This window comes from Achromobacter sp. RW408, from assembly GCF_003184165.1.
Lineage (GTDB): Bacteria > Pseudomonadota > Gammaproteobacteria > Burkholderiales > Burkholderiaceae_B > Achromobacter > Achromobacter xylosoxidans.
This window is the reverse complement of record NZ_QHHO01000040.1, coordinates 355967-377303: the sequence shown is the minus strand read 5'-3', so window position 1 is coordinate 377303 and position 21337 is coordinate 355967. Positions and strand designations below refer to the sequence as shown.

Annotated in this window: 22 protein-coding genes; 9 read left to right on the top strand and 13 right to left on the bottom strand. The window is 67.7% G+C overall.

All coding sequences use genetic code 11. The features are described from left to right. Positions 1-11: 11 nt before the first annotated feature. The 7 genes from DK459_RS09310 to DK459_RS09280 form a co-directional block, all read right to left on the bottom strand. Positions 12-1049, bottom strand: coding sequence for an aliphatic amidase (locus tag DK459_RS09310; RefSeq protein WP_024067534.1), 1038 nt, complete (start codon positions 1047-1049; stop codon positions 12-14). A 25-nt stretch (positions 1050-1074) separates the two neighbouring features. Further along, complete coding sequence (gene urtE, locus DK459_RS09305; protein ID WP_024067533.1) at positions 1075-1764, bottom strand: urea ABC transporter ATP-binding subunit UrtE; 690 nt, start codon at positions 1762-1764, stop codon at positions 1075-1077. A 13-nt stretch (positions 1765-1777) separates the two neighbouring features. Then, the gene (urtD, locus tag DK459_RS09300; protein ID WP_370445594.1) at positions 1778-2539 is read right to left on the bottom strand and encodes an urea ABC transporter ATP-binding protein UrtD; all 762 of its coding nucleotides are present in this window, start codon (positions 2537-2539) and stop codon (positions 1778-1780) included. Positions 2540-2571: 32 nt separating this feature from the next. Beyond that, entirely contained in the window at positions 2572-3624 is a 1053-nt protein-coding gene (gene urtC / locus DK459_RS09295; protein WP_110134652.1) for an urea ABC transporter permease subunit UrtC, read from the bottom strand. Between the two features lie 4 nt (positions 3625-3628). Further along, positions 3629-4531: an urea ABC transporter permease subunit UrtB gene (urtB, locus tag DK459_RS09290; protein WP_006386745.1), complete on the bottom strand. Its 903-nt coding sequence runs from the start codon at positions 4529-4531 to the stop codon at positions 3629-3631. 63 nt (positions 4532-4594) lie between these two features. Beyond that, positions 4595-5791, bottom strand: coding sequence for an urea ABC transporter substrate-binding protein (gene urtA, locus DK459_RS09285; RefSeq protein ID WP_049051505.1), 1197 nt, complete (start codon positions 5789-5791; stop codon positions 4595-4597). Positions 5792-6173: 382 nt separating this feature from the next. Next, entirely contained in the window at positions 6174-7100 is a 927-nt protein-coding gene (locus tag DK459_RS09280) for a LysR family transcriptional regulator (RefSeq protein WP_006386743.1), read from the bottom strand. A 153-nt stretch (positions 7101-7253) separates the two neighbouring features. Here DK459_RS09280 and pcaD point away from each other — a divergent pair, with 153 nt between their 5' ends. Next, positions 7254-8054, top strand: a complete 801-nt coding sequence (gene pcaD / locus DK459_RS09275) for a 3-oxoadipate enol-lactonase (RefSeq protein WP_110134651.1) — start codon at positions 7254-7256, stop codon at positions 8052-8054. Positions 8055-8132: 78 nt separating this feature from the next. Here pcaD and DK459_RS09270 read toward each other — a convergent pair whose 3' ends face one another. Beyond that, positions 8133-9035: an NAD(P)/FAD-dependent oxidoreductase gene (locus tag DK459_RS09270; protein ID WP_006386741.1), complete on the bottom strand. Its 903-nt coding sequence runs from the start codon at positions 9033-9035 to the stop codon at positions 8133-8135. A 122-nt stretch (positions 9036-9157) separates the two neighbouring features. On the opposite strand from DK459_RS09270, the gene folB reads away from it, so the two are divergent. Both folB and ttcA read left to right on the top strand, forming a co-directional pair. Beyond that, positions 9158-9517, top strand: coding sequence for a dihydroneopterin aldolase (gene folB / locus DK459_RS09265; RefSeq protein ID WP_006386740.1), 360 nt, complete (start codon positions 9158-9160; stop codon positions 9515-9517). Positions 9518-9519: 2 nt separating this feature from the next. Next, a complete protein-coding gene (gene ttcA, locus DK459_RS09260; protein WP_233256785.1) occupies positions 9520-10536 on the top strand; it encodes a tRNA 2-thiocytidine(32) synthetase TtcA in 1017 nt (338 codons plus the stop codon). Between the two features lie 183 nt (positions 10537-10719). Here the strand turns inward: ttcA and DK459_RS09255 are convergent, their stop codons facing one another. From DK459_RS09255 to apaG, 5 genes are all read right to left on the bottom strand, one after another. Then, positions 10720-11676 (bottom strand): D-2-hydroxyacid dehydrogenase family protein, encoded by a 957-nt coding sequence (locus tag DK459_RS09255; protein WP_054439383.1) that lies wholly within the window; start codon positions 11674-11676, stop codon positions 10720-10722. Between the two features lie 63 nt (positions 11677-11739). After that, entirely contained in the window at positions 11740-12504 is a 765-nt protein-coding gene (locus DK459_RS09250; protein ID WP_370445593.1) for a DsbC family protein, read from the bottom strand. A 207-nt stretch (positions 12505-12711) separates the two neighbouring features. Beyond that, entirely contained in the window at positions 12712-13881 is a 1170-nt protein-coding gene (locus tag DK459_RS09245) for a UbiH/UbiF family hydroxylase (protein ID WP_006386736.1), read from the bottom strand. Continuing rightward, positions 13878-15179, bottom strand: coding sequence for a murein transglycosylase A (locus DK459_RS09240; protein ID WP_020925472.1), 1302 nt, complete (start codon positions 15177-15179; stop codon positions 13878-13880). The genes DK459_RS09245 and DK459_RS09240 overlap by 4 nt, the downstream gene beginning before the upstream one ends. Positions 15180-15220: 41 nt before the next feature. After that, positions 15221-15595, bottom strand: coding sequence for a Co2+/Mg2+ efflux protein ApaG (gene apaG, locus DK459_RS09235; protein WP_006386734.1), 375 nt, complete (start codon positions 15593-15595; stop codon positions 15221-15223). 45 nt (positions 15596-15640) lie between these two features. On the opposite strand from apaG, the gene rpe reads away from it, so the two are divergent. The 6 genes from rpe (at position 15641) to trpC (ending at position 21330) form a co-directional block, all read left to right on the top strand. Further along, the gene (gene rpe, locus DK459_RS09230) at positions 15641-16360 is read left to right on the top strand and encodes a ribulose-phosphate 3-epimerase (protein WP_006386733.1); all 720 of its coding nucleotides are present in this window, start codon (positions 15641-15643) and stop codon (positions 16358-16360) included. An 11-nt stretch (positions 16361-16371) separates the two neighbouring features. Further along, on the top strand, positions 16372-17079 hold the full coding sequence (locus DK459_RS09225) for a phosphoglycolate phosphatase (RefSeq protein WP_026385137.1): 708 nt from the start codon (positions 16372-16374) through the stop codon (positions 17077-17079). Between the two features lie 275 nt (positions 17080-17354). Further along, positions 17355-18875, top strand: a complete 1521-nt coding sequence (gene trpE / locus DK459_RS09220) for an anthranilate synthase component I (protein ID WP_024067527.1) — start codon at positions 17355-17357, stop codon at positions 18873-18875. Positions 18876-18934: 59 nt separating this feature from the next. Beyond that, positions 18935-19501: an aminodeoxychorismate/anthranilate synthase component II gene (locus tag DK459_RS09215; protein WP_006392505.1), complete on the top strand. Its 567-nt coding sequence runs from the start codon at positions 18935-18937 to the stop codon at positions 19499-19501. A 12-nt stretch (positions 19502-19513) separates the two neighbouring features. Next, a complete protein-coding gene (trpD, locus tag DK459_RS09210) occupies positions 19514-20545 on the top strand; it encodes an anthranilate phosphoribosyltransferase (RefSeq protein WP_006386729.1) in 1032 nt (343 codons plus the stop codon). Continuing rightward, entirely contained in the window at positions 20542-21330 is a 789-nt protein-coding gene (trpC, locus tag DK459_RS09205) for an indole-3-glycerol phosphate synthase TrpC (RefSeq protein ID WP_020925475.1), read from the top strand. The genes trpD and trpC overlap by 4 nt, the downstream gene beginning before the upstream one ends. Positions 21331-21337 lie beyond the last annotated feature (7 nt).

The following is a 21337-nucleotide window of genomic DNA, read 5'->3' as shown; positions in this document are numbered from 1 at the left end:
ACGAAAGGGAACTAGCGGTGCTGCGGCGCCTCGTTGGGAATGCCGTCCATCGGGCATTCCGGCGTGCCCACGGTCGAGCGCGTGAACGACTCGACCTGCTTGCGCGTGCCCTCCGGGTCGTTGATCCAGTTGGCGTAGAAGTTGTAGGGGCAGGCGGCGACGCCGGTGGCTTCCTCGCCGGAGTTGATCTTGCCGGTGTAGCCGCGGTGCACCAGCTTGAACAGGTGGTTCTGCGACTGCATGTTCTTGCGCGCGTCGCGGATCAGGCTGGTCGACAGCTCGGCGTACTGGATGCCCATTTCCTCTTCGCCGCATTCGCCCAGCGTGCGGCCGTCGAAGCCGATGATGGCGGAGTGGCCGAAATAGGAATAGACGCCGTCGAACCCCGCCGCGTTGGCCACCGCCACGTAGACGTTGTTCATCCACGCCATGGCCTTGGACACCATCACCTGCTGGTCCTTGGCCGGATACATGTAGCCCTGGCAGCGCACGATCAGTTCGGCCCCGCGCATGGCGCAGTCGCGCCAGATCTCCGGATAGTTGCCGTCGTCGCAGATGATGAGGCTGATCTTCAGGCCCTTGGGGCCTTCTGACACGTAGGTGCAATCGCCCGGATACCAGCCCTCGATCGGCACCCACGGCATGATCTTGCGGTACTTCTGCACGATCTCGCCCTGGTTGTTCATCAGGATCAGCGTGTTGTAGGGCGCCTTGTTGGGATGTTCCTCGTGGCGCTCGCCGGTCAGCGAGAACACGCCCCAGACGTTGGCGCGGCGGCAGGCCTCGGCGAACACCGCGGTCTCTTCGCCCGGAATGGCCGCGGCGGTGTCGTACATCTCCTTGGCGTCGTACATGATGCCGTGGGTCGAGTACTCGGGGAAGATGACCAGGTCCATGCCGGGCAGGCCGCGCTTCATGCCCACCACCATGTCGGCGATCTTGCGGGCGTTGTCCATCACCTCGGCCTTGGTATGCAGGCGCGGCATCTTGTAGTTCACGACGGCCACGCCCACGCAATCGTTGCTGCTGGAGATATCTCCGTGTCTCATGACAATGCTCCTCGTTGGTTGACGGTCATACCGTCAGGAAAGACCTGATCTTGTCCTGGTCCACGCCGGCCCGGCCGGCCTCGTGCACGATGCGGCCCCGGTCGATCACCAGGAAGCGATCGGCCAGGTCCAGCGCGAAACCCAGCATCTGTTCGGAGACGACGATGGCGAAGCCGCGCTCCTCGCGCAGCGCGTTCAGCGCCCGCGCGATGTCCTTGATGATGGAAGGCTGGATGCCCTCGGTGGGCTCGTCCAGGATCAGCACGCGCGGGTTGGAGATCAGCGCGCGGGCGATCGCCAGCTGCTGCTGTTGCCCGCCCGACAGGTTGCCGCCCTTGCGCCGGCGCATCTCCTGCAGCACCGGGAAGAAGCGGTACAGGTAGTCCGGCACCGCCTTCAGCCCGCTGCGTTCGGCGCCGGCCATGATGTTCTGTTCGACGGTCAGGAACGGGAAGATCATGCGCCCCTGCGGCACGAAGGCCAGGCCGTTGCGCACCCGCTGGTAGCTCTCCATCCCCGCCAACTCGGCGTCGTCGAGCCGGATGCTGCCCGAACCGGAGCGCAGCATGCCGATCAGCGCCTTGAGCAAGGTGGTCTTGCCCATGCCGTTGCGGCCCATGATGGCCACCGATTCGCCCGGCGCCACCTCGAAGCTCACGTCATGGATGACGTGCGACTCGCCATAGCTCACATTCAGTTTGTCGATGCGGAACACGGAGTTCTCCCTGTCAATGGCCGAGGTACACGTCGAGCACGCGCGGATCGGCCTGCACCTCGGCCACGCTGCCCTCGCTCAGCAGGCGGCCCTGGTGCAGCACGGTGACCTTGTGGGCGATGCGCTTGACGAAATCCATGTCGTGCTCGATCACCACCACCGACTTGCCGCGCGCGATGCGCGCCAGCAGCTCGGCGGTCTGTTCGCGCTCGCGCAGGCTCATGCCGGCCACCGGTTCGTCCAGCAGCAGCAGGCGCGGCGCCTGCATCAGCAGCATGCCGATCTCCAGCCACTGCTTCTGGCCGTGGCTCAGGCGACCGGCCTTTTCCAACAGCCGGTCGGCCAGGAACACCTGTGCCGCCATCGCCTCGATGCGGGCGCGCACCTCGCCGCTGCGCCGAAAGCGCAGCGAGCGGATAACGCCATGCGCGTTCGGCAGCGAAATCTCGAAGTTCTCCAGCACCGTCAGGTCCTCGTACACCGACGGCGTCTGGAACTTGCGGCCAACGCCGGCGCGCACGATGTCGAACTCGGCCATGCGCACCAGGTCGCGGCCTTCGAACATGACGCGGCCGGCGGACGGCCGCGTCTTGCCGCAGATGATGTCCAGCAGGGTGGTCTTGCCCGCGCCATTGGGGCCGATGATGACGCGCAGCTCGTCCTGCGCCACGCTCAGGCTCAGGCCGTCGACGGCGCGAAAGCCGTCGAATGACACGGTCAGGTCCTCGACGCTCAGGATGGCGCCGGCGCTGGGGCGGTCGATGCGCATGTCCATGGCGGGCGACTCCGTCATATCCAGGGCGGTGCTCATCGCGCACCTCCGGCGGTGCGGCGCGCCTGCAACTGGCTGACCACCCCGGCCAGGCCGTTGGGCATCGCCACCACCACCACGATGAAGATGGCGCCCAGGAAGTACAGCCAGATCTCGGGAAAGGTCTCGGACAGATAGGATTTGAGAAAGCCGATCAGCAGCGCGCCGACCACCGCGCCCGGGATCGACAGCCGGCCGCCGACCGCGGCATAGATCACCATCTCGATCGACGCCACCACGCCGATGGCCCCCGGCGAGATCAGCCCCACCTGTAAGGTGAAAAACGCGCCGCCGATGGACGACAGCACCGCCGCCACGCAGAACACGCAGGCTTTCACGTGCGCCGTGTCGTAGCCCGAGAAGCGCACGCGGTCCTCGCGGTCGCGGATGGCGATGAGAATCTTGCCGAGCCGGCTGCGCACGATCGCCAGCGCCGCCAGCATGGCCAGCGTCAGCGCGGCCGCCTCGATCAGGTACAGCGCCAGCTTGCCGTCGTCGCCGACGATGTCCCAGCCCAGCAGCGTGCGGAAATCGGTGATGCCGTTGGCCCCGCCCGTGTCGCCCTGCTGGCCGATGATCAGCACCGTCAGCGTCATCGCCAGCGCCAGGGTCACGATTGCGAAGTACACGCCGCTGACCCGCTTGCGGAAGATCGCCAGCGAGAACAGGTAGGCGGCAAGGCCCGGCAAGGCCACGATCAGCAGCAGCGTCCAGCCCAGCGAATGGAACGGCAGCCACCAGACCGGCAGGCTGTCGACGCTGCTCCACACCATGAAATCGGGCAGGTCGGGCGCGGACGCCTCCAGCTTCAGGAACATGGCCATCATGTAGCCGCCCAGGCCGAAGAAGATGCCCTGCCCCAGGCTCAGCACCCCGCTGTAGCCCCAGGTCAGCACGATGCCGATGCCGATGGCGACGAAGGCGAACGCCATGTATTTGCCGACCAGGTTGAGCCGGAACGGGTCCAGCGCCAGCGGCAACACGGCCAGGATCAATAGCGCCACCAGCGCCAGCGCGATCTCTTCGGTCCTGCGGTGCAATGCCTTCATCGCGTCATCCTCGCGTCTTGGTGGCGAACAGCCCGTTGGGGCGGAAATACAGCACCGCGATCACCAGCACCAGGATGGTGACCTTGGCCATCGAGCCGCTCATCAGGTATTCCAGCGTGGTCTGCGACTGCGCGATCGCCAGGCCGGAGAACGCCGTGCCCAGCAGGCTCTGCACGCCGCCGAACACCACCACGATGAACGAGTCGACGATGTACAGCTGGCCGGTGCCGGGATTGGTCGAGCCGATCATGGTGAAGACGCAGCCGGCGATGCCCGCCAGGCCCGAGCCCAACGCGAACGTCAGCGCGTCGACCCGCCGCGTGTTGATGCCGACGGCCCCCGCCATGGCGCGGTTCTGCGTCACCGCGCGTACCCGCAGCCCCCAGGCGCTGCGGTACAGCAGCAGATAGACCCCCAGCGCCACCAGCAGCGTCAGTCCCAGGATGAAGATGCGGTTCAGCGGGAACTGCAGGTCGGGCGTCGGCTCCCAGGCGCCGCTCAGCCACGACGCCAGCGGCACGCTGACCTCCTGCGCGCCGAAGATCGAGCGGTAGGCCTGCTGCAGGATCAGGCTCAGGCCCCAGGTCGCCAGCAACGTATCCAGCGGCCGGTTGTAGAACCAGCGGATGAAGCCGCGTTCCAGCAGGTAGCCGAACGCCGAGGTCACCAGGAACGCCAACGGAATCGCCACGAACAGGTACACGTCCATCCACCCCGGCGCCCAGTGCTGGAACGCCACCGACACCAGGTAGGTGGTGTAGGCGCCCATGGCCATCAGCTCGCCGTGCGCCATGTTGATGACGCCCATCAGGCCGAACACCACGGCCAGGCCTATGGCCATCAGCAGGAGGATGCTGAACAGGCTGATGCCGTTGAATAGCTGCATTGCGGCGATGTCGATGTTCATGATCGCGTTCCATGTCGCATGGCAAGCCCCGGCGACGACGCCGCCAGGGCCGGGCGGGTCCGTTTACAGCTTGGGAAAGGGATTGGGTTCGATCAGGTCGGCCGATTCCCACACCACGTCGAACTGGCCGTCGGGCCGGGCGCGGCCGACCCGCACCTTCTTCCACACGTGGTGGTTCTTCTCGTGCACCCGCACCGTGCCCTCGGGCGCCTCCAGCGTCAGGCCGGCCGAGGCCGCGATGACCTTGTCGGGATCGAACGAGCCGGCCTTCTCCACGCCCAGCTTCCACAGGTAGACGCTGTTGTAGGCCACCTCCATCGGATCGCCGATGACGCGGTCCTGCCCGTACCTGGCCTTGAAGGCCTTGACGAATTTCTCGTTGGCCGGATTTTTCAGGCTCTGGAAATAGCCCATGCAGGCGTAGTAGCCGGCGGCGTTGTCCTTGCCGATGCCCTCGATCTCGTTCTCGGACACCACGGTGGACAGCAGCACCACCCGCGTGCCGTCCAGCCCGGCCGCGCGCAACTGCTTGTAGAAGGCCACGTTGGAGCCACCCACCACCGTGCTGTAGATGCATTCCGGCTTGGCGGCCTTGATCTTGTTGATGATGGACGAGAACTCGGTGTGGCCGAGCGGCGCGTATTCCTCGCCCACCACCTTGGCGCCCATGTGCGCGATGGCCGGCTTGGCGATCTTGTTGCAGGTGCGCGGATAGATGTAGTCCGAGCCCACCAGGAAGAAGGTCTTGCCCTTCTCGCGCGCCATCCACTCGACCGCCGCGATCACCGACTGCGTGGCTTCCTGCGACGGATAGAACACGCGCGCGTCCTGCTCCTGCCCTTCGTAGTAGGTCGGGTAGTAAAGCAGGCCCTTGCTGCGCGCCAGCACCGGCAGCAGCGCCTTGCGCGAGGCCGAGGTGTAGCAGCCGACGATGGCCGCGACCTTGTCGCGGTCCAGCAGCTTACGGGCCTTCTCGGCGAACACGGCGTTCTCGCTGGCGCCGTCCTCGACCACCGGCTCGATCTTGCGGCCCATCACGCCGCCCGCGGCGTTGATCTCCTCGATGGCCAGTTTCTCGGCGTCCACCAGCGACGCCTCGGCGATGGCGATGGTGCCGGACAGGGAATGCAGCAGGCCGAGTTTCACGGTGGCGTCCTGCGCGAACGCGGCGCGGGGCAATGCGGCCATCCCCGACGTGGCGCCCAGCAGGACCATGGAACCACTGTGCTGCAAAAAGCGGCGGCGGTTGTATGCGCTCATCGATACGCTCCTGTGCGTTTGCGAAGGCAAGCCTGCGGCCTGGCCGCCCGGGATTGGGCGGTCACCAGAGGCAGCCACATCACGACGACAACCGTCCGACCGTCATGCACGTTTCTCCGGGCAAGGCTCCGCCCACGACGCGTCATTGCGCCATTCGAAAGAAGACGATGTGCAAACGGAAAACGAAAAGGCCCGAGCCGGAAATTCCGGCTCGGGCCCTTTTGCCCTACGCCTGACTGGCAACACTGGCAGTCGGCGAAAATTGGAAGACGATCTTGCGTCTGGAAGGCATTCTGAAGAAGCGCACGGCCTCGTGCCATGCGTATTTTCCCTTAGCGGGCGCGGCTTTGCGGCCGCGGATGGCGCGCGCTGGCAAGCGACCTCACTGATTGCGCTTGCGCGCGGATGAGACCGTTTGACGTATCACCGGCGCATGCCGACGCAACGCCTGCCATAAGCCCGTCATGACCGGCCCCTGCGGCCGGTCGGCACGCCGACCGGCCGCCAGCGCCTCGACGCTGCCGGGCAGATGGCGATTGGCCAGAGACAGCAGGCGGCCGTCTCTCAATTCGTCTTCCACCAGGAAGCGCGGCATGTGCCCCCATGCCAGTCCTTGCAGAATGATTTCTTTCTTCATCACCTGGTCCGCGACCGTGCACTGGCGCGCCCCCTCGATCATGAAGAAGTCGCGCGCCGGCGCATGGCGGGCGGTGTCGCGCATCACGCACTGGGTGTAGTCGCGCAGGTCCTCGGGCCGCAGGGCGCGCCTGGCCGGCGCCAGGTAGCCGGGCGCGGCAACGGGCACGAACGGCACCCTGCCCAGGTCGAGCCATTCGACGCGCGCGTCTCCCGCTTCCATACGATGCAGAATCAGGTCGGCATCGCCTTCCAGCAATCGTTCCCAAGGCCCGGTCACGGCTTCGAAATGCAGGTTCAGTCGCGTGGCCGGCCACTGCGCAAAGAACTTTCCCAACAGGCCCAGCAGCAGCGGGCGCGGGCAGAAGTCGCCGATCACCACGTTCAGTTCGCTTTCCTGGCCCATGGACAACTGCTCGGCATGCGCGCGCAGGCCGGCCAGTTCGCGCAGCAAGGCCTGGGCGCGCCGATGAAACGATTGGCCCGCCGGGGTCGCCTTCACCCTGTAGCCGCCCCGGTCGAGCAGTTGCAGGTCGAGCTGGCGCTCCAGCTTGGCGACAGCCGCGAAGACCGCGGGATGCGAGCGATGCAGTGTTTCCGCCGCCGCCTGGAAGCCGCCCTCGCGCACCACCGCGTCAAAGCACTGCAGGTCGTGCAAGGTAAATTCGCTCATGTCGGAAATTCCTACAATGTCTGTGCGAACTTTGTAATTTCTTTGGCGCCTGGCCGCAACTACGATCCCGTTCACGTTGTTCCAACGTAGCCGGCCCGGCAGATGAGCGCGACATCCGCCCCGAGGCCCTCTCCCTCACACAGGACGCTCATCATGCAAGACGACATTCCCTTCATCACCACGGGCGACGGCGCCCGCATCGCCTACCGCTGGGACGGCGACGCCGGTCTGCCGGTGCTGGCCTTGTCCAATTCCATCGGCACCACGCTGCACATGTGGGACGACCTGGCGCCGGCGCTCGCGCGCCACTTCCGTGTACTGCGCTTCGACACCCGCGGCCACGGCGCTTCCAGCGTGCCGGCAGGCCCCTACTCGCTGGACCGACTCGGCCGCGACGTGCTCGAACTGTTCGACGCGCTGGGCGTGGCGCGGGCCCACTTCCTCGGCCTGTCGCTGGGCGGCATCATGGGCCAATGGCTGGGCGTGCATGCGCCAGAACGCATCGACCGCCTGATCCTGGCCAACACGTCGCCCTATCTCGGCCCCGCGCCGCAATGGGACGAGCGTATCGCCACCACGCTGCGGGCGCCGGACATGAAGGACACCGCCGAGACGTTTCTGGCGAACTGGTTCCCGGCCGAGATGCTGCGCGCCGGCGGGCCGGTGATCGACACCTTCCGCGACATGCTGCTCAATACCGACCGGCAGGGCCTGGCGGGCGCGTTCGCGGCCGTGCGCGACACCGACCTGCGCCGCACCATTGCGCTGATCCCGCGACCGACGCTGGTGATCGCGGGCCGCGACGACACCGTCACCGCCGCCAGCCATGGCGAGCAGATCGCCGCGGCCGTGCCGGGCGCGCAATGGCTGCTGCTGGACGCCGTGCACCTGTCCAACATCGAGCGGCCCGATGAATTCCGCGAGGCGGTGCTGGGCTTCCTCCTGTCGCGCTGAAGAAAAGACAGGTCGGTGCCGGGGACGAAACGCGCCGGGGACCGAGGGCTGGCCTGCAAGGGCCGGGGGAACGCGAAGCTACTCCCCTGCCCGTTCCCAGCGCCGCTGGATCGCCTTGGCCGCCACCACGCCGTCCGCCATCGACGTGACCACGCAGGGATGCATGCGATGGGCCACCTCGCCGATGGCGTAGATGTCCGGCACGCTGGTCTCGGCGGTGGCGAAATCGGTGCGGATGTAGCCGCGCTCGTCGCGCGCCAGTTGCAGGCTGTCGGCGAACGCGGCCTGCGGCTCCCAGCCGTAGAACACCAGGATCAGGTCGTAGCGCTGGCCGTCCACGCTGCGGGTGGCCGGATCCACCTGGTACGGGCCGATGCGCACGCCTTCCTTGCCGGCGCGCAGCACCCATTGCTGCTGCGCCCGCACGCTGCGGGCGTACAGGTGCACGGCGCGGGCGCCGCGGTTGCGCACGTAGACGTAGTTTTCGAAGGCGTTGTCGCCCCCGCCCAGCACCGCCACCGACAGGCCGGAGTAATCCTGCGCCACGATGGGCGAACCCGGCCCGATCAACACGCCGGGCCAGCTGGCGCCCGGCGGATGTTCCGGAAAGCCCTTGGCGCGCACGCCCGAGGCGATCACCAGGGTGCGGCCGCGCGTCTGCGATACGTCCCCATTGGCGTCGACCAGGGTCGCCTCGATGCCGCCCTTGCAGGGCCGCACCGCCGTCACGCGGGTGTCCAGGCGCAGCGGCACGCCGGCGGCGCGCACGCTGGTATCGATATTGGCGGCCACCTGCTGGCCGGTCATGCCGGGCAACACCGCGATCCAGTCGTCGGCGAAGGGGTTGTCCACGCTCAGGCCGCCCAGGCGGCCGCTGGCCTCGACCAGCAGCGGCGCCAGGCCCAGCCGGGCCAGCCAGAGGGCGCAGGAGGCGCCGGCCGGGCCGCCCCCTACAATGACCGCATCGTGCATCTGTTGCATTTCATCCCTTGTTTGCCGTCGCCGCCCCCGCGCGGGCGCCCGGCCATGGCCGGATTGTAGCCAGCGCGCCGGCCCGGTCCGCCGCCGCCTTACAATTCCGGGATTCCACCCAGGTTTTCATCATGCCCACACGCCGCATCATCCTTTCCGGGCTCGCGCTCGACGCCCGCATCGGCATCCTCGAACACGAACGCCGCGCCACCCAACCGCTGCACGTCGACGCCGAGTTCGACGTCGACATCCAGCGCGCGGTCGACGACCACGATATCCACAGCGTGCTGGACTATCGCCGCCTGCGCGAGGCCATCGTCGAGGAATGCACCCAGGCGCACGTGAACCTGATCGAAACCCTGGTGGAACAAGTCGCCGCGCGCCTGTTGGCCGACTTCCATGAAATCCGCTCGCTGCGCCTGCGCATCAGCAAGCCCATGGCCTTCTCCGACTGTGCGGCGGTGGGCGTGGAAATCCAGATCTCGCGTTGACCATGAACGATATCGCCTCCCCCGACATCCGCGCCGTGGCGGACTCCACTGATGCGGTGGCGCCGACCGGCGCCGTCTCCGTGACCCGGCCCGACGACAAGAAGGCCCGCCACGAAGGCAACAAGCTCACCAAGCGCCTGGCGCGCGAGACCACCCGCGCCATTTCCGACTACAACATGATCGAGTCGGGCGACCGCGTCATGGTGTGCCTGTCGGGCGGCAAGGACTCGTACGCCATGCTGGACATTCTGCTCCAGCTGCAAAAGCGCGCGCCGTTCCCGTTCGAGCTGGTCGCGGTCAACCTCGACCAGAAGCAGCCCGGCTTTCCGGCCGACATCCTGCCGCGCTACCTGACCGAACTGGGCGTGCCGTTCCACATCGAGACGCAGGATACCTATTCGATCGTCACCCGCGTGCTCGAAGAGGGCAAGACGATGTGCTCGCTCTGTTCGCGCCTGCGCCGCGGCATCCTGTACCGCGTGGCCTCGGAGCTGGGCGCCACCAAGATCGCGCTCGGCCACCACCGCGACGACATCCTGGGCACCTTCTTCCTGAACCTGTTCTACGGCGGCAAGGCCAAGGGCATGCCGCCCAAGCTGGTGTCCGACGACGGCCGCCACACGGTCATCCGCCCGCTCGCCTACGTGCCGGAAACCGACCTGATCGCCTACGCCGAACTCAAGCAGTTCCCGATCATTCCCTGCAACCTGTGCGGCTCCCAGGAAAACCTGAAGCGCAAGGAAGTCGGCCGCATGATCAAGGAATGGGACAGGCAGCACCCGGGCCGCTCGTGGAACGTCTTCAACGCCCTGTCGCGCGTGGTGCCGTCGCACCTGATGGACCGCGACCTGTTCGACTTCGTCGGCCTCAAGCCGACCGGCGTGCCGGACGCCAACGGCGACACCGCCTTTGACGCGGTCGATCCGTCGGATGACGCGGACGAGGCCTGTGGCGACACGCCCGCCACGCCCGACGCGGCCGGCATCGTCGAAAAGAAAGTGACCTTCACGCGCGGCTGAGCGCGGCGTGGGGGCCCTTTTCATCGCCGAGCCGCCTCAAGATGAAAACGCCCCCTTGGGGGGCAGCAAGCCGAAGGCGCCGCGTGGGGGCCCTTTTTCATCGCCGAGCCGCCTCAAGATGAAAACGCCCCCTTGGGGGGCAGCAAGCCGAAGGCGCGGCGTGGGGGCCTCCCCCCCTGGCGCTCAGCCGTTCAGCACCCGCACCGGCTGGCCATCGCGCCAGGCCTTCACGGCCTCCAGCGCGTTGCGGTAGAAGGCCTCGAAGTTCTCGCGGCTGACGTAGCCCAGGTGCGGCGTCAGGATGACGTTGTCCAGGTCGCGCACGCTGTCGGTGGGCGACAGCGGCTCGTCGGGAAACACGTCCAGCCCGGCGCCGGCGATGCGGAACTTCACCAGCGCGTCCATCAGCGCCGCCTGGTCCACCAGGCCGGCGCGCGACGTGTTCACCAGGTAGGCCGTCGGCTTCATCGCGGCCAGCGCGGCGGCGTCGACGATGTGGCGGCTGCGATCGGACAGGATCAGGTGCAGGCTGACGACGTCGGACGTCGCGAACAACTCGTGCTTGTCGACCCGCGTGATGCCCGCCTCGGCGGCGCGCTCGTCGGTCAGGTTGGGGCTCCAGGCCACCACGTCCATGCCGAACGCCAGGCCCACCTTGGCCACCGCCGCGCCCAGCTTGCCCAGTCCCAGCACGCCCAGCCGCTTGCCGGCCAGGGGCTCGGGCATGCCGGTCTGCCACATGCCCCGACGCATGGCGGCGTCTTCGGCGGGCAGGTGCTTGAACAGCCCCAGGATGTGGGCCCAGGCCAGTTCGGCGGTGGCGGTGTTGGCGTCGGCGCTGCCGGGCGCGCCGCTGACCACGATGCCCTGCGCGGCGCAGGCCTGCATGTCGATGGCGTTGTTGCGCATGCCGGTGGTGACCAGCAGGCGCAGGTTCGGCAGCGCGCGGATGCGGCCGGCGGGGAACGGCGTGCGTTCGCGCATGGCCACGATCACCTCGAAGGGTGCGAGCGTGGCCTCGACCTGCTCGTCGGGAATGAAGTTGTTGAAGATCCGCACTTCGGCGTCGCCGCCGAGGGATCCCCAGTCCGCGTAGCGCTTGGCGACGTCGTGGTAATCGTCGAGTATTGCGATTTTCAAGTTAGTCTCCGGGTGGCGTGGCGCTCGCTGCGCCAGCCGCCCGGCCGGCGCGACCCGCGCCGGTCAGTTCAGTCGTGCCTTGAGTTGGTCCAGCGGCAACGCGCCGCTGGTGCGCGAGCCGTCGGCGAAGAACATCGTGGGCGTGCCGCGCACCATCAGTTGCTTGCCCAGCGCCAGCAACTTGTCCTCGGGCACGCTGCAATTGGCGGTGGCCGGCTTCTGGCCGCGCAGCATCCAGTCGTCCCACGCCTTGCCCGGGTCCGCCGAGCACCAGACGTCACGCACCTTGACGTTGGAGTCGGGCGACAGGATCGGGTACAGGAAGGTGTAGACGGTGATGTTGTCGACGTCTTCGAGCGTCTTGCGCAACTGCTTGCAGTAACCGCAGTTGGGGTCCTCGAAGATCGCGACCTTGCGCGAGCCGTCGCCCTTGACCTGCTTGATGGCCAGGTCCAGCGGCAACTGGTCGAACGGGATGGAACCGAGCTTTTCCTGCGCCTCGCGGGTGACGTCGCGGCGCGTCATGGCGTCGATCAGCGGACCTTCCATCACCCAGGTCACTTTTTCATCGGTGTAGATCAGGTCCATGCCCAATTGCACCTCGAACAGCCCGTAGGGCGTGCGGCGCACGGCGGTCACGTCCATGCCGGTGAAGCGCTGCCTGAAACGTTCCTTGACCGCATCCGCCACGGGATCGGCGGGCGCCACCTGGGTGGTGGAATAGCTCTTGCTGCCCTTGCCCGCCTGGCCGACCGTGCTGGTGGAAACGGCCTTGTCGCCCGTTGCCTGCGCTTGAGCGCTGGCGGACAGGCCCAGGCCCGCGGCCATGAAGCAGGCGGCCAGCGTGGCGGAAAAACGGAAATTCATGGGGACTCCTGTATTTAGCGTGACGTATCGCCCTCGTTGGCCGAAAGCGTAACCGATCCGACGAAAGGGGCTGGCCGGGGGCTTGCCGGAATCAGACCCCCCGGCGCCCTGCGGGTTCCGTGCCGGGCCGGCGGCGTCAGTGCATCGACCGGCGCGGGCCGATGCGATTCAGTTCGTCGAGGCCCCGGCGATCAGGCGCCGCTTGACCAGCGGGACCCGCTCGACCCAATGCATGCCGGCATTGCGCAACCACACCAGCGGCGTGGCATGCGAACCGAACAGCTTGTGCAGCCCGTCGGTGGCCAGCCGCAAGGCCAGCACCGGCTCGGCGCGGGCGCGCTGGTAGCGATGCAGCACCCGCAAGTCGCCCGCCTGGCGGTAGGGTTCGCGTCCGGCCACGGTGCGGGCCAGCGCCTCGACGTCGCCCAGCCCCAGGTTCAGGCCCTGCCCGGCCAGCGGGTGCAGGCGGTGGGCGGCGTCGCCGGCCAGCGCGATGCCGGGCGCCACCATCTGGGCACGCTCCAGCGTCAGCGGAAAGCCATGCAGCTTGCTGCGCACCTTCAGGCGTCCCAGGCGGCCCTGGGCCGCATGTTCCAACAGCGATTCCAGGCGGGCCGCCTGCGCATCCGCGGGCAAGGCCAGCAATTCCCGCGCCTGCGCGTCGCGCATCGACCAGACCATCGATACCTGCGGGCCGTCGGCCGTGTCCGGCAGCGGCAGCAGCGCCAGCACGCCGTCGTCGCGGAACCACTGGAAGGCGGTGCCCTGGTGGGCGCGCTCGGCGTCCAGGTTCACCACCAGCCCGGTGTCGTTGTAGGAAACGGCGTCATGCTTGAGGCCGGCGGCGGTGCGCAGCGGCGACGCGGCGCCGTCGGCGCCGACGAACAGCTCGGCCTGGATGCGGGCGCCGCTCTCGGTTTCGATGGCGCCGGCCTGGTAGCCGGTGCAGCGGTCTTCCAACCAGGGGATGCCGAACATGCGCACCGCCTGGATCAGCACCCGCTCGATCTCGCCGGACTCGACGATCCAGGCCAGTTGCGGCAGGGCCGCCTGCCAGGCGTTCAGGTGCACCAGGCCGTCGGCGTCGCCATGGATCTCCATGGCCTGCACCGGCGTCAGCCGCGCGGACGGCATCGCGTCCCACACGCCCAGTTCGGCCAGGAAACGCTGGCTGGCGGGCGAGATGGCGTAGACGCGCGCGTGGTAATGGTTGGGATCGGCCGGTGGCACGGTCGTGCGCGGCGCCAGCAGGGCCACGCGCTGGCCGCGGCGGGCCAGCGCTAGGGCCGAGGACAGGCCGACGATGCCGGCCCCGCAAACCACGATCTGGTGTGTCATCTTGCGCTCGGCTCCCCGGCCTGCTTCGGCCACAGCAGCCACATCTGGCCGCGTTGCTTCATGCGCCCGGCCTGCTGGCCGGCCTCGTCGCCGTAGCCCCAGTAGAAGTCTGCGCGCGCCGCGCCGCGGATGGCGGTGCCGGTGTCCTGGGCGAACACCAGGCGTTGCAACGGCCGGTCGGAGGCCGGGAAGGTGGTGGCCAGGAACACCGGCGTGCCCAGCGGCACGAAACCGGCATCTACCGCGATCGCCCGCCGCGGGGCCAGGTTGACGCCATAGGCGCCCTTGGGGCCGAGCTCGGGATCGATCACCGGCTCTTCGCGGAAGAACACCACGGCCGGGTTGGCGTTGAGCATCTCGGGCACGCGCTTGGGATTGCGCTGCGCCCACGCGCGGATGTTCTGCATCGAGGCCTGGTCGGCAGACAGCTCGCCGCGGTCCGCCAGCCAGCGGCCGATGGACACGTAGGGCTGGCCGTTGTGGTCGGCGTAGGCCACGCGGATGGTCTTGCCGCTGTCGGGGCCGTCGGTCAGCAGCACGCGGCCCGAGCCTTGCACCTGCAGGAAGAAGTTGTCGACCGGGTCGTCGACCCACACCACCACCGGCGGGCGGCGGCCGGTCGACTCGATGGCCGCGCGGGTGTCGTAGGGCACCACGCGCTTGCCGTCGAGCTTGCCGCGCACGCGCTTGCCGGCCAGTTCCGGATAGACCGAGCCCAGGTCGATCGTCAACAGGTCGGCCGGCACCGCGTACAGCGGCCATTGGTAGTTGCCGCCCTGGCGGCGCGAGCCGCGCACCAGCGGCTCGTAATAGCCGGTGACGGTATTGGCTGCCGGCTTGCCGTCGGCCGCGTTCAGGCGCCAGGGTTGCAGGTAGGTCTGCAGGAAGCGGCGCACGCCCTCGGGATCGTTGGCGGCGGGCGCCCGGGCCGGATCGGCCGCGGCGGCACAGACGGGCTGCCAGGCGCGCGGGGTGGCGCGGGCGGGCGCGGCCAGGTTGCCGCTGGTCGGGCGCATCAGCCCCTTGCAGTTGCGCAGGAACAGGGGCCAGAACTGGGCCAGGTCGTCGCTGCTCCAGCCCGGCATCTCGGCCCAGGTGCCGGCTTTGTATTTGCCGGCCAGGGCGCGCGGCGGCGTATCGGGCAGGGCCGACAGCGCCGGCACCACCAGCGGACCGTCGACGGCCGCGGGGCGGGCGCCGGAAACGCCGGATTCACCGGATTCGGGCGGGATCTCTGAGGTGGTGGTACATGCCGCCAGCAGGGCCGACAGCACGGACAGGCTAAGAATGCGCTTCATGAGCAGATGGAAAACCGTACAACGTATGGCCGCGCCCCGCGTCAGTGCAGAGTGCGCGGCATGGCCAGGACGAATTCGGAAATCGGCACTTCGAACGGAATGCCGTTCTCGCCGACGCAATGATAGGTGCCGCGCATCGTGCCGACCGGCGTGGGCAGGGGGCAGCCGCTGGTGTATTCGAAGGTCTCGCCGGGCGCCAGCAGGGGCTGCTGGCCCACGACGCCCAGCCCGCGCACTTCCTGCACGCGCTGGTTGCCATCGGTGATAATCCAGTGGCGGCTGATCACCTGGGCCGGATGCTCCCCGGTATTGGTGATGCGCACGGTATAGGCGAACACGTATTGCTGTTCGCCGGGATCGGACTGTTCAGGCACGAAGCGCGGAGTGACAGAGACGCTCAGGTCGTAGGGTTTCACAGTCCTTTCCTGTGTGGCACGAGCAAGCTGCAATAATGGCACATTATGCCTTCACCCACCCCGAACGCCATGTCTACCACCACCCGCATCACCCCCAGCATCCTGTCCGCCGACTTCGCCCGCCTGGGCGAGGAAGTGCGTGACGTCGTCGCCGCCGGCGCCGACTGGATCCATTTCGATGTGATGGACAACCACTACGTGCCCAACCTGACCATCGGCCCGATGGTCTGCGCGGCGATCCGTCCCCATGTTTCCGTGCCGATCGACGTGCACCTGATGGTGGAGCCGGTGGACGCCCTGGTGCCGATGTTCGCCAAGGCCGGCGCCAACTACATCAGCTTCCACCCGGAAGCCAGCCGCCACGTCGACCGCACCCTGTCGCTGATCCGCGAGAACGGCTGTAAGGCCGGCCTGGTGTTCAACCCCGCCACGCCCCTGTCGTACCTGGACCACGTCATGGACAAGGTCGACCTGGTGCTGATCATGTCGGTCAACCCCGGCTTCGGCGGCCAGAGCTTCATCCCCGGCGCGCTGGCCAAGCTGCGCGAGGCCCGCGCCCGCATCGACGCCTGGACCCAGGCCGGCGGCCACGAAATCGTGCTGCAGGTGGACGGCGGCGTGAAGATCGACAACATCGCCGAAATCCGCCGCGCCGGCGCCGACACCTTCGTGGCCGGCTCGGCCATCTTCGGCAAGCCCGACTACCCCGGCATCATCAAGTCCATGCGCGAGCAGATCGCCATCGGCGAAACCACCGCCGTCTGAGGAACCCCGCCATGACTCCCTTTCGCGCCGCGCTGCTGGATCTGGACGGCACCCTGCTCGACTCCATCCCCGACCTGGCCTTCGCGGCCAACGCCATGCGCGTGGAACTCGGCATGATCGCGCTGCGCGAGGATGTCGTGGCCACCTTCGTCGGCAAGGGGGTGGACAACCTGGTGCGCCGCAGCCTGGCCGGCAGCTTGGACGCCGCCGACCCCTCGCCCGAGGACTTCGCCCGGGCGCGCGAGGCCTTCTACCGCCACTATCACCTGGTCAACGGCGAACGCGCCCAGGTTTACCCGGGCGTCATGGAAGGCCTCAAGCACATGCGCGATCAGGGCCTGAAACTGGCCGTGGTCACCAACAAGCCCACCGAATTCACCCTGCCGCTGCTGCAACGCACGGGGCTGGCCGGGTTTTTCGACGCGGTGGTGTGCGGCGACACCTGCGCCCGCCGCAAACCCGACCCCGACCAGGTGCTGCACGCCTGCGAACTGCTGGGCGTGACGGTGGCCGAGGCCGTCACCATCGGCGATTCCATCAACGACGCCCAGGCCGGCCGCAGCGCCGGCACCCAGGTGCTGGTGGTGCCGTATGGTTACAACGAAGGCCGTGACGTGCGCGAGCTCGATGTCGATGGTATAGTGGACACGCTCGTCAACGCCGCCCAGTGGGTGGAGCTCTGGAATCAAAACCAGAACGCCGCGAAAGCCCAGGCCTGAAGCCGGGGTCCGCGCCCTTGACGGCACACTTGAACATCGAACCGCTATCACCTGATGAACGTTTCCATCCAGAACCAAATGCTCGGCGCCTCGTGGCGCTGGTGGCGTTTGTCTTCCGGGTGGCGATGATTCCCTTCCCGGCCCTGGACGCGTCCCCGCCTCCCAGCGCCGATACTGTGTAGAACACAGAGCCAAGCCCGGAACCAGTAACCTGGACCGGGCTTTTTGTTGTGTGCCTGGTCCCAAGCAGATACCCATCGCCCACGAGACCCGCCATGACCGAAATCGAATTCAAAGCCCTCGCCGCCCAAGGCTACAACCGCATCCCGCTGGTGGCCGAGACCTACGCCGACCTGGACACCCCGCTGGGCATCTACCTGAAGCTGGCCCATGCCGGCCCGCAGGCCGGCCGCATGACCTGCCTGATGGAATCGGTGGTGGGCGGCGAGCGCTTCGGCCGCTATTCCTTCATCGGCCTGCCGGCCCGTACCGTGATCCGCGCCAGCGGCACCCGCACCGAGGTGCTGCACGACGGCAAGGTGGTGGAAACCCACGACGGCGACCCGCTGGCCTTCATCGAGCAGTACCAGGCCCGTTTCAAGGTGGCCCTGCGCCCCGGCATGCCGCGCTTCTGCGGCGGCCTGGCCGGCTACTTCGGCTACGACACCGTGCGCCACATCGAACCGTGCCTGGGCCCCGCCGTCAAGCCGTTCCCCGCCGGCATGGAAGGCGGCACGCCCGACCTGATGCTGATGCACGTGGACGAACTGGTCATCGTCGACAACCTGGCAGGCCGCATCTACCTGATGGTCTACGCCGATCCGGGCCAGCCCGAAAGCTACAGCCGCGCCCAGCAGCGCCTGCACGACCTGCGCGCGCGCCTGCGACGCCCGGTGGAAATCCCCTACAGCCACGCCAGCATGCAGACCGAAGAGCGGCGTGACTTCAAGAAGGAAGACTACCTGGCGGCCGTGCACCGCGCCAAGGAACACATCGCCGCCGGCGACCTGATGCAGGTGCAGATCGGCCAGGTCATCGCCAAGCCCTTCCGCGACTCCCCCCTCTCGCTGTACCGCGCCCTGCGGTCGCTCAATCCCTCCCCCTACATGTACTTCTGGAACTTCGGTGACTTCCAGGTGGTGGGCGCCTCGCCCGAGATCCTGGTGCGCCAGGAGCGCGTGGTGGTGGACGGCGCGCCCAAGTCGCAGGTCACCATCCGCCCGCTGGCCGGCACCCGCAAGCGCGGCGCCACGCCCGAGGAGGACGCCGCCCTGGCCGCCGAGCTCAAGGCCGACCCCAAGGAAGTGGCCGAGCACGTGATGCTGATCGACCTGGCCCGCAACGACGTCGGCCGCGTCGCCGAGGTGGGGTCGGTCAAGGTCAGCGACACCATGGTGATCGAGCGCTATTCGCACGTGATGCACCTTGTGTCCAACGTCACCGGCAACCTCAACCCGGGCATGAGCAGCATGGACGTGCTGCGCGCCTCGTTCCCGGCCGGCACACTGACCGGCGCGCCCAAGGTCGAGGCCATGAAGATCATCGACGAGCTCGAGCCCGTGCGCCGCGGCATCTACGGCGGCGCGGCCGGCTACCTCAGCTACGGCGGCGAAATGGACGTGGCCATCGCCATCCGCACCGGCGTCATCAAGGACGGCACGCTGTACGTGCAGGCCGCCGCCGGCATCGTCGCCGATTCCAACCCCGAAGCCGAATGGGCCGAGACCGAGGCCAAGGCCCGCGCCGTGCTGCGCGCCGCCGAGCAGGTCCAGCACGGCCTGGACGAGCCCATCTGAGACGTCCGCCGCCCCCCATGACCGCCCCGGGCCGCGAATCGGCCCGCCTGGAGAAAAAAATGCTGTTGATGATCGACAACTACGACTCGTTTACCTACAACCTGGTCCAGTACTTCGGTGAACTGGGCGAGGATGTGCGCGTGGCGCGCAACGACCAGATCACCCTGGAAGAGATCGCCGCGCTCAACCCCGACCGCATCTGCGTGTCGCCCGGCCCGTGCTCGCCGGCCGAGGCCGGCATCTCGGTGCCCGTCATCCAGGCCTTCGCCGGCAAGAAGCCGATCCTGGGCGTGTGCCTGGGCCACCAGGCCATCGGCGCCGCCTATGGCGGCAACATCGTCCGCGCCCAGCAGATCATGCACGGCAAGACCGTGCGCATCTCGCATACCGGGACGGACATCTTCACCGGCCTGCCGACGCCGTACACTGTCATCCGCTACAACTCGCTGACCATCGACCCGGCGACGCTGCCCGAGTGCCTGGCCGTGACCGCCACGGCGCCGGACGGCGACATCATGGGCGTGCGCCACAAGACGCTGCCCCTGTACGGAGTACAGTTCCACCCCGAATCCGTGCTCAGCGAACACGGCCACGCCCTGCTGCGCAATTTCCTGAACCTCGCCTAAGAAGGACGCACCGTGACGATCTCCCCCTCCGAAGCGCTGACGCGCTGTATCGAACACCGCGAAATTTTCCACGACGAAATGCTGCACCTGATGCGCATGCTGATGCGCGGCGAAATGTCGCCGCAGATCGCAAGCGCCCTGCTGATGGGCCTGCGCGTGAAAAAGGAAACGGTCGGCGAAATCACCGCGGCCGCGCAGGTCATGCGCGAATTCGCCACGCCGGTGGTCACCCCCAACCCCGAAGACCTGCTGGACATGTGCGGCACCGGCGGCGACGGCAGCCACACCTTCAACATCTCCACCACCGCCATGTTCGTGGCGGCGGCGGCCGGCGTGCCGATCGCCAAGCACGGCAACCGCAGCGCGTCCTCGTCGAGCGGCAGCGCCGACGTGCTGGAAGCGCTGGGCGCCAACCTGGTGCTGACCCCCGAACAGGTGGCGGAATGCATCCAGGCCACCGGCATCGGCTTCATGTTCGCGCCGGCGCACCACGGCGCCATGAAGAACGTGGCCGCGGTGCGCAAGGAACTGGCCGTGCGCACCATCTTCAACATCCTCGGCCCGCTGACCAACCCGGCCGGCGCCGCCAACCAGCTGATGGGCGTGTTCCACCCCGACCTGGTCGGCATCCAGGTGCGCGTGCTGGAACGCCTGGGCTCGCGCCACGTGCTGGTGGTGCATGGCAAGGACGGCATGGACGAAGCCTCGCTGGGCGGCGCCACCATGGTGGGCGAGCTCAAGGACGGCAAGGTCAGCGAATACGAAATCCACCCCGAGGACTACGGGCTATCCATGATGTCCAACCGCGGCATCAAGGTGTCCAATCGCGAACAGTCGCGCGAGCTTGTCATAGAGGCGCTGGACAATGTCGAGGGCACCGCCCGCGATATCGTCGCGCTCAATGCGGGCCTCGCCATCTACGCCGGCAATAAAGCCGATTCCATTCCCGCAGCGTTAGCGCTAGCATTTGAACTGATTTCCACCGGCGCGGCGCGAGCCAAGCTGGAAGATTTCTGCGCATATACCCGGAAATTCCAGAAATGAACGACATTCTTGCGAAAATCCTCGCCGTCAAGGTCGAGGAAGTCGCCGCCGCGCGCCAGATGCGCAGCGAAGCCGAAGTCCTGCGCGAGGCGCAGGCGCGCCAGGACGTGCGCGGCTTCGCCCAGGCCATCGAAGACAAGATCTCGCAGGGCAAGGCCGGCGTGATCGCCGAGATCAAGAAAGCCTCGCCGTCCAAGGGCGTGTTGCGCGAGACCTTTCAGCCCGCTGAAATCGCCTCCACGTATGCCGTGCATGGCGCGGCCTGCCTGTCGGTGCTGACCGACGTGCAGTTCTTCCAGGGCTCGCACGACCACCTGCGCCAGGCGCGCGCCGCGTGCTCGCTGCCGGTGCTGCGCAAGGACTTCGTGATCGACCCCTACCAGATCATCGCCGCCCGCGCGATGGGCGCCGACTGCGTGCTGCTGATCGTGGCCGCGTTGACGCCCACGCAATTGCGCGAGATGGAAACCCTGGCGATGGAACTCGGCATGGACGTGCTGGTGGAAGTGCATGACGCCCAGGAACTGGACGTGGCGCTGACGCTCAAGACGCCGCTGCTGGGCATCAACAACCGCAACCTGCGCACCTTCGAGACCAGCCTGCAGAACACGCTGGACCTGCTGCCGCGCATCCCGGCCGGCAAGCGCGTCGTCACCGAAAGCGGCATCCTCACGCCGCAGGACGTGCGGCGCATGCGCGAACACAAGGTCGATGCCTTCCTGGTGGGCGAGGCCTTCATGCGCGCCCCGGACCCGGGCGCCGAACTGGCGCGCCTGGTCGGCTGAGCCGCAC

Bases quoted from the DNA above. Each gene is read 5' to 3' on its own strand.
- urtB (WP_006386745.1), bottom strand. From the start codon at position 4,531: ATGAACATCGACATCGCCGCAATGCAGCTATTCAACGGCATCAGCCTG.
- trpE (WP_024067527.1), top strand. From the start codon at position 17,355: ATGACCGAAATCGAATTCAAAGCCCTCGCCGCCCAAGGCTACAACCGC.
- DK459_RS09240 (WP_020925472.1), bottom strand. From the start codon at position 15,179: ATGAAGCGCATTCTTAGCCTGTCCGTGCTGTCGGCCCTGCTGGCGGCA.
- DK459_RS09245 (WP_006386736.1), bottom strand. From the start codon at position 13,881: ATGACACACCAGATCGTGGTTTGCGGGGCCGGCATCGTCGGCCTGTCC.
- urtC (WP_110134652.1), bottom strand. From the start codon at position 3,624: ATGAAGGCATTGCACCGCAGGACCGAAGAGATCGCGCTGGCGCTGGTG.
- trpC (WP_020925475.1), top strand. From the start codon at position 20,542: ATGAACGACATTCTTGCGAAAATCCTCGCCGTCAAGGTCGAGGAAGTC.
- DK459_RS09250 (WP_370445593.1), bottom strand. From the start codon at position 12,504: ATGGCCGCGGGCCTGGGCCTGTCCGCCAGCGCTCAAGCGCAGGCAACG.
- DK459_RS09225 (WP_026385137.1), top strand. From the start codon at position 16,372: ATGACTCCCTTTCGCGCCGCGCTGCTGGATCTGGACGGCACCCTGCTC.
- ttcA (WP_233256785.1), top strand. From the start codon at position 9,520: ATGAACGATATCGCCTCCCCCGACATCCGCGCCGTGGCGGACTCCACT.
- DK459_RS09310 (WP_024067534.1), bottom strand. From the start codon at position 1,049: ATGAGACACGGAGATATCTCCAGCAGCAACGATTGCGTGGGCGTGGCC.
- urtD (WP_370445594.1), bottom strand. From the start codon at position 2,539: ATGGACATGCGCATCGACCGCCCCAGCGCCGGCGCCATCCTGAGCGTC.
- DK459_RS09215 (WP_006392505.1), top strand. From the start codon at position 18,935: ATGCTGTTGATGATCGACAACTACGACTCGTTTACCTACAACCTGGTC.
- urtA (WP_049051505.1), bottom strand. From the start codon at position 5,791: ATGAGCGCATACAACCGCCGCCGCTTTTTGCAGCACAGTGGTTCCATG.
- DK459_RS09280 (WP_006386743.1), bottom strand. From the start codon at position 7,100: ATGAGCGAATTTACCTTGCACGACCTGCAGTGCTTTGACGCGGTGGTG.
- pcaD (WP_110134651.1), top strand. From the start codon at position 7,254: ATGCAAGACGACATTCCCTTCATCACCACGGGCGACGGCGCCCGCATC.
- folB (WP_006386740.1), top strand. From the start codon at position 9,158: ATGCCCACACGCCGCATCATCCTTTCCGGGCTCGCGCTCGACGCCCGC.
- DK459_RS09270 (WP_006386741.1), bottom strand. From the start codon at position 9,035: ATGCAACAGATGCACGATGCGGTCATTGTAGGGGGCGGCCCGGCCGGC.
- rpe (WP_006386733.1), top strand. From the start codon at position 15,641: ATGCCTTCACCCACCCCGAACGCCATGTCTACCACCACCCGCATCACC.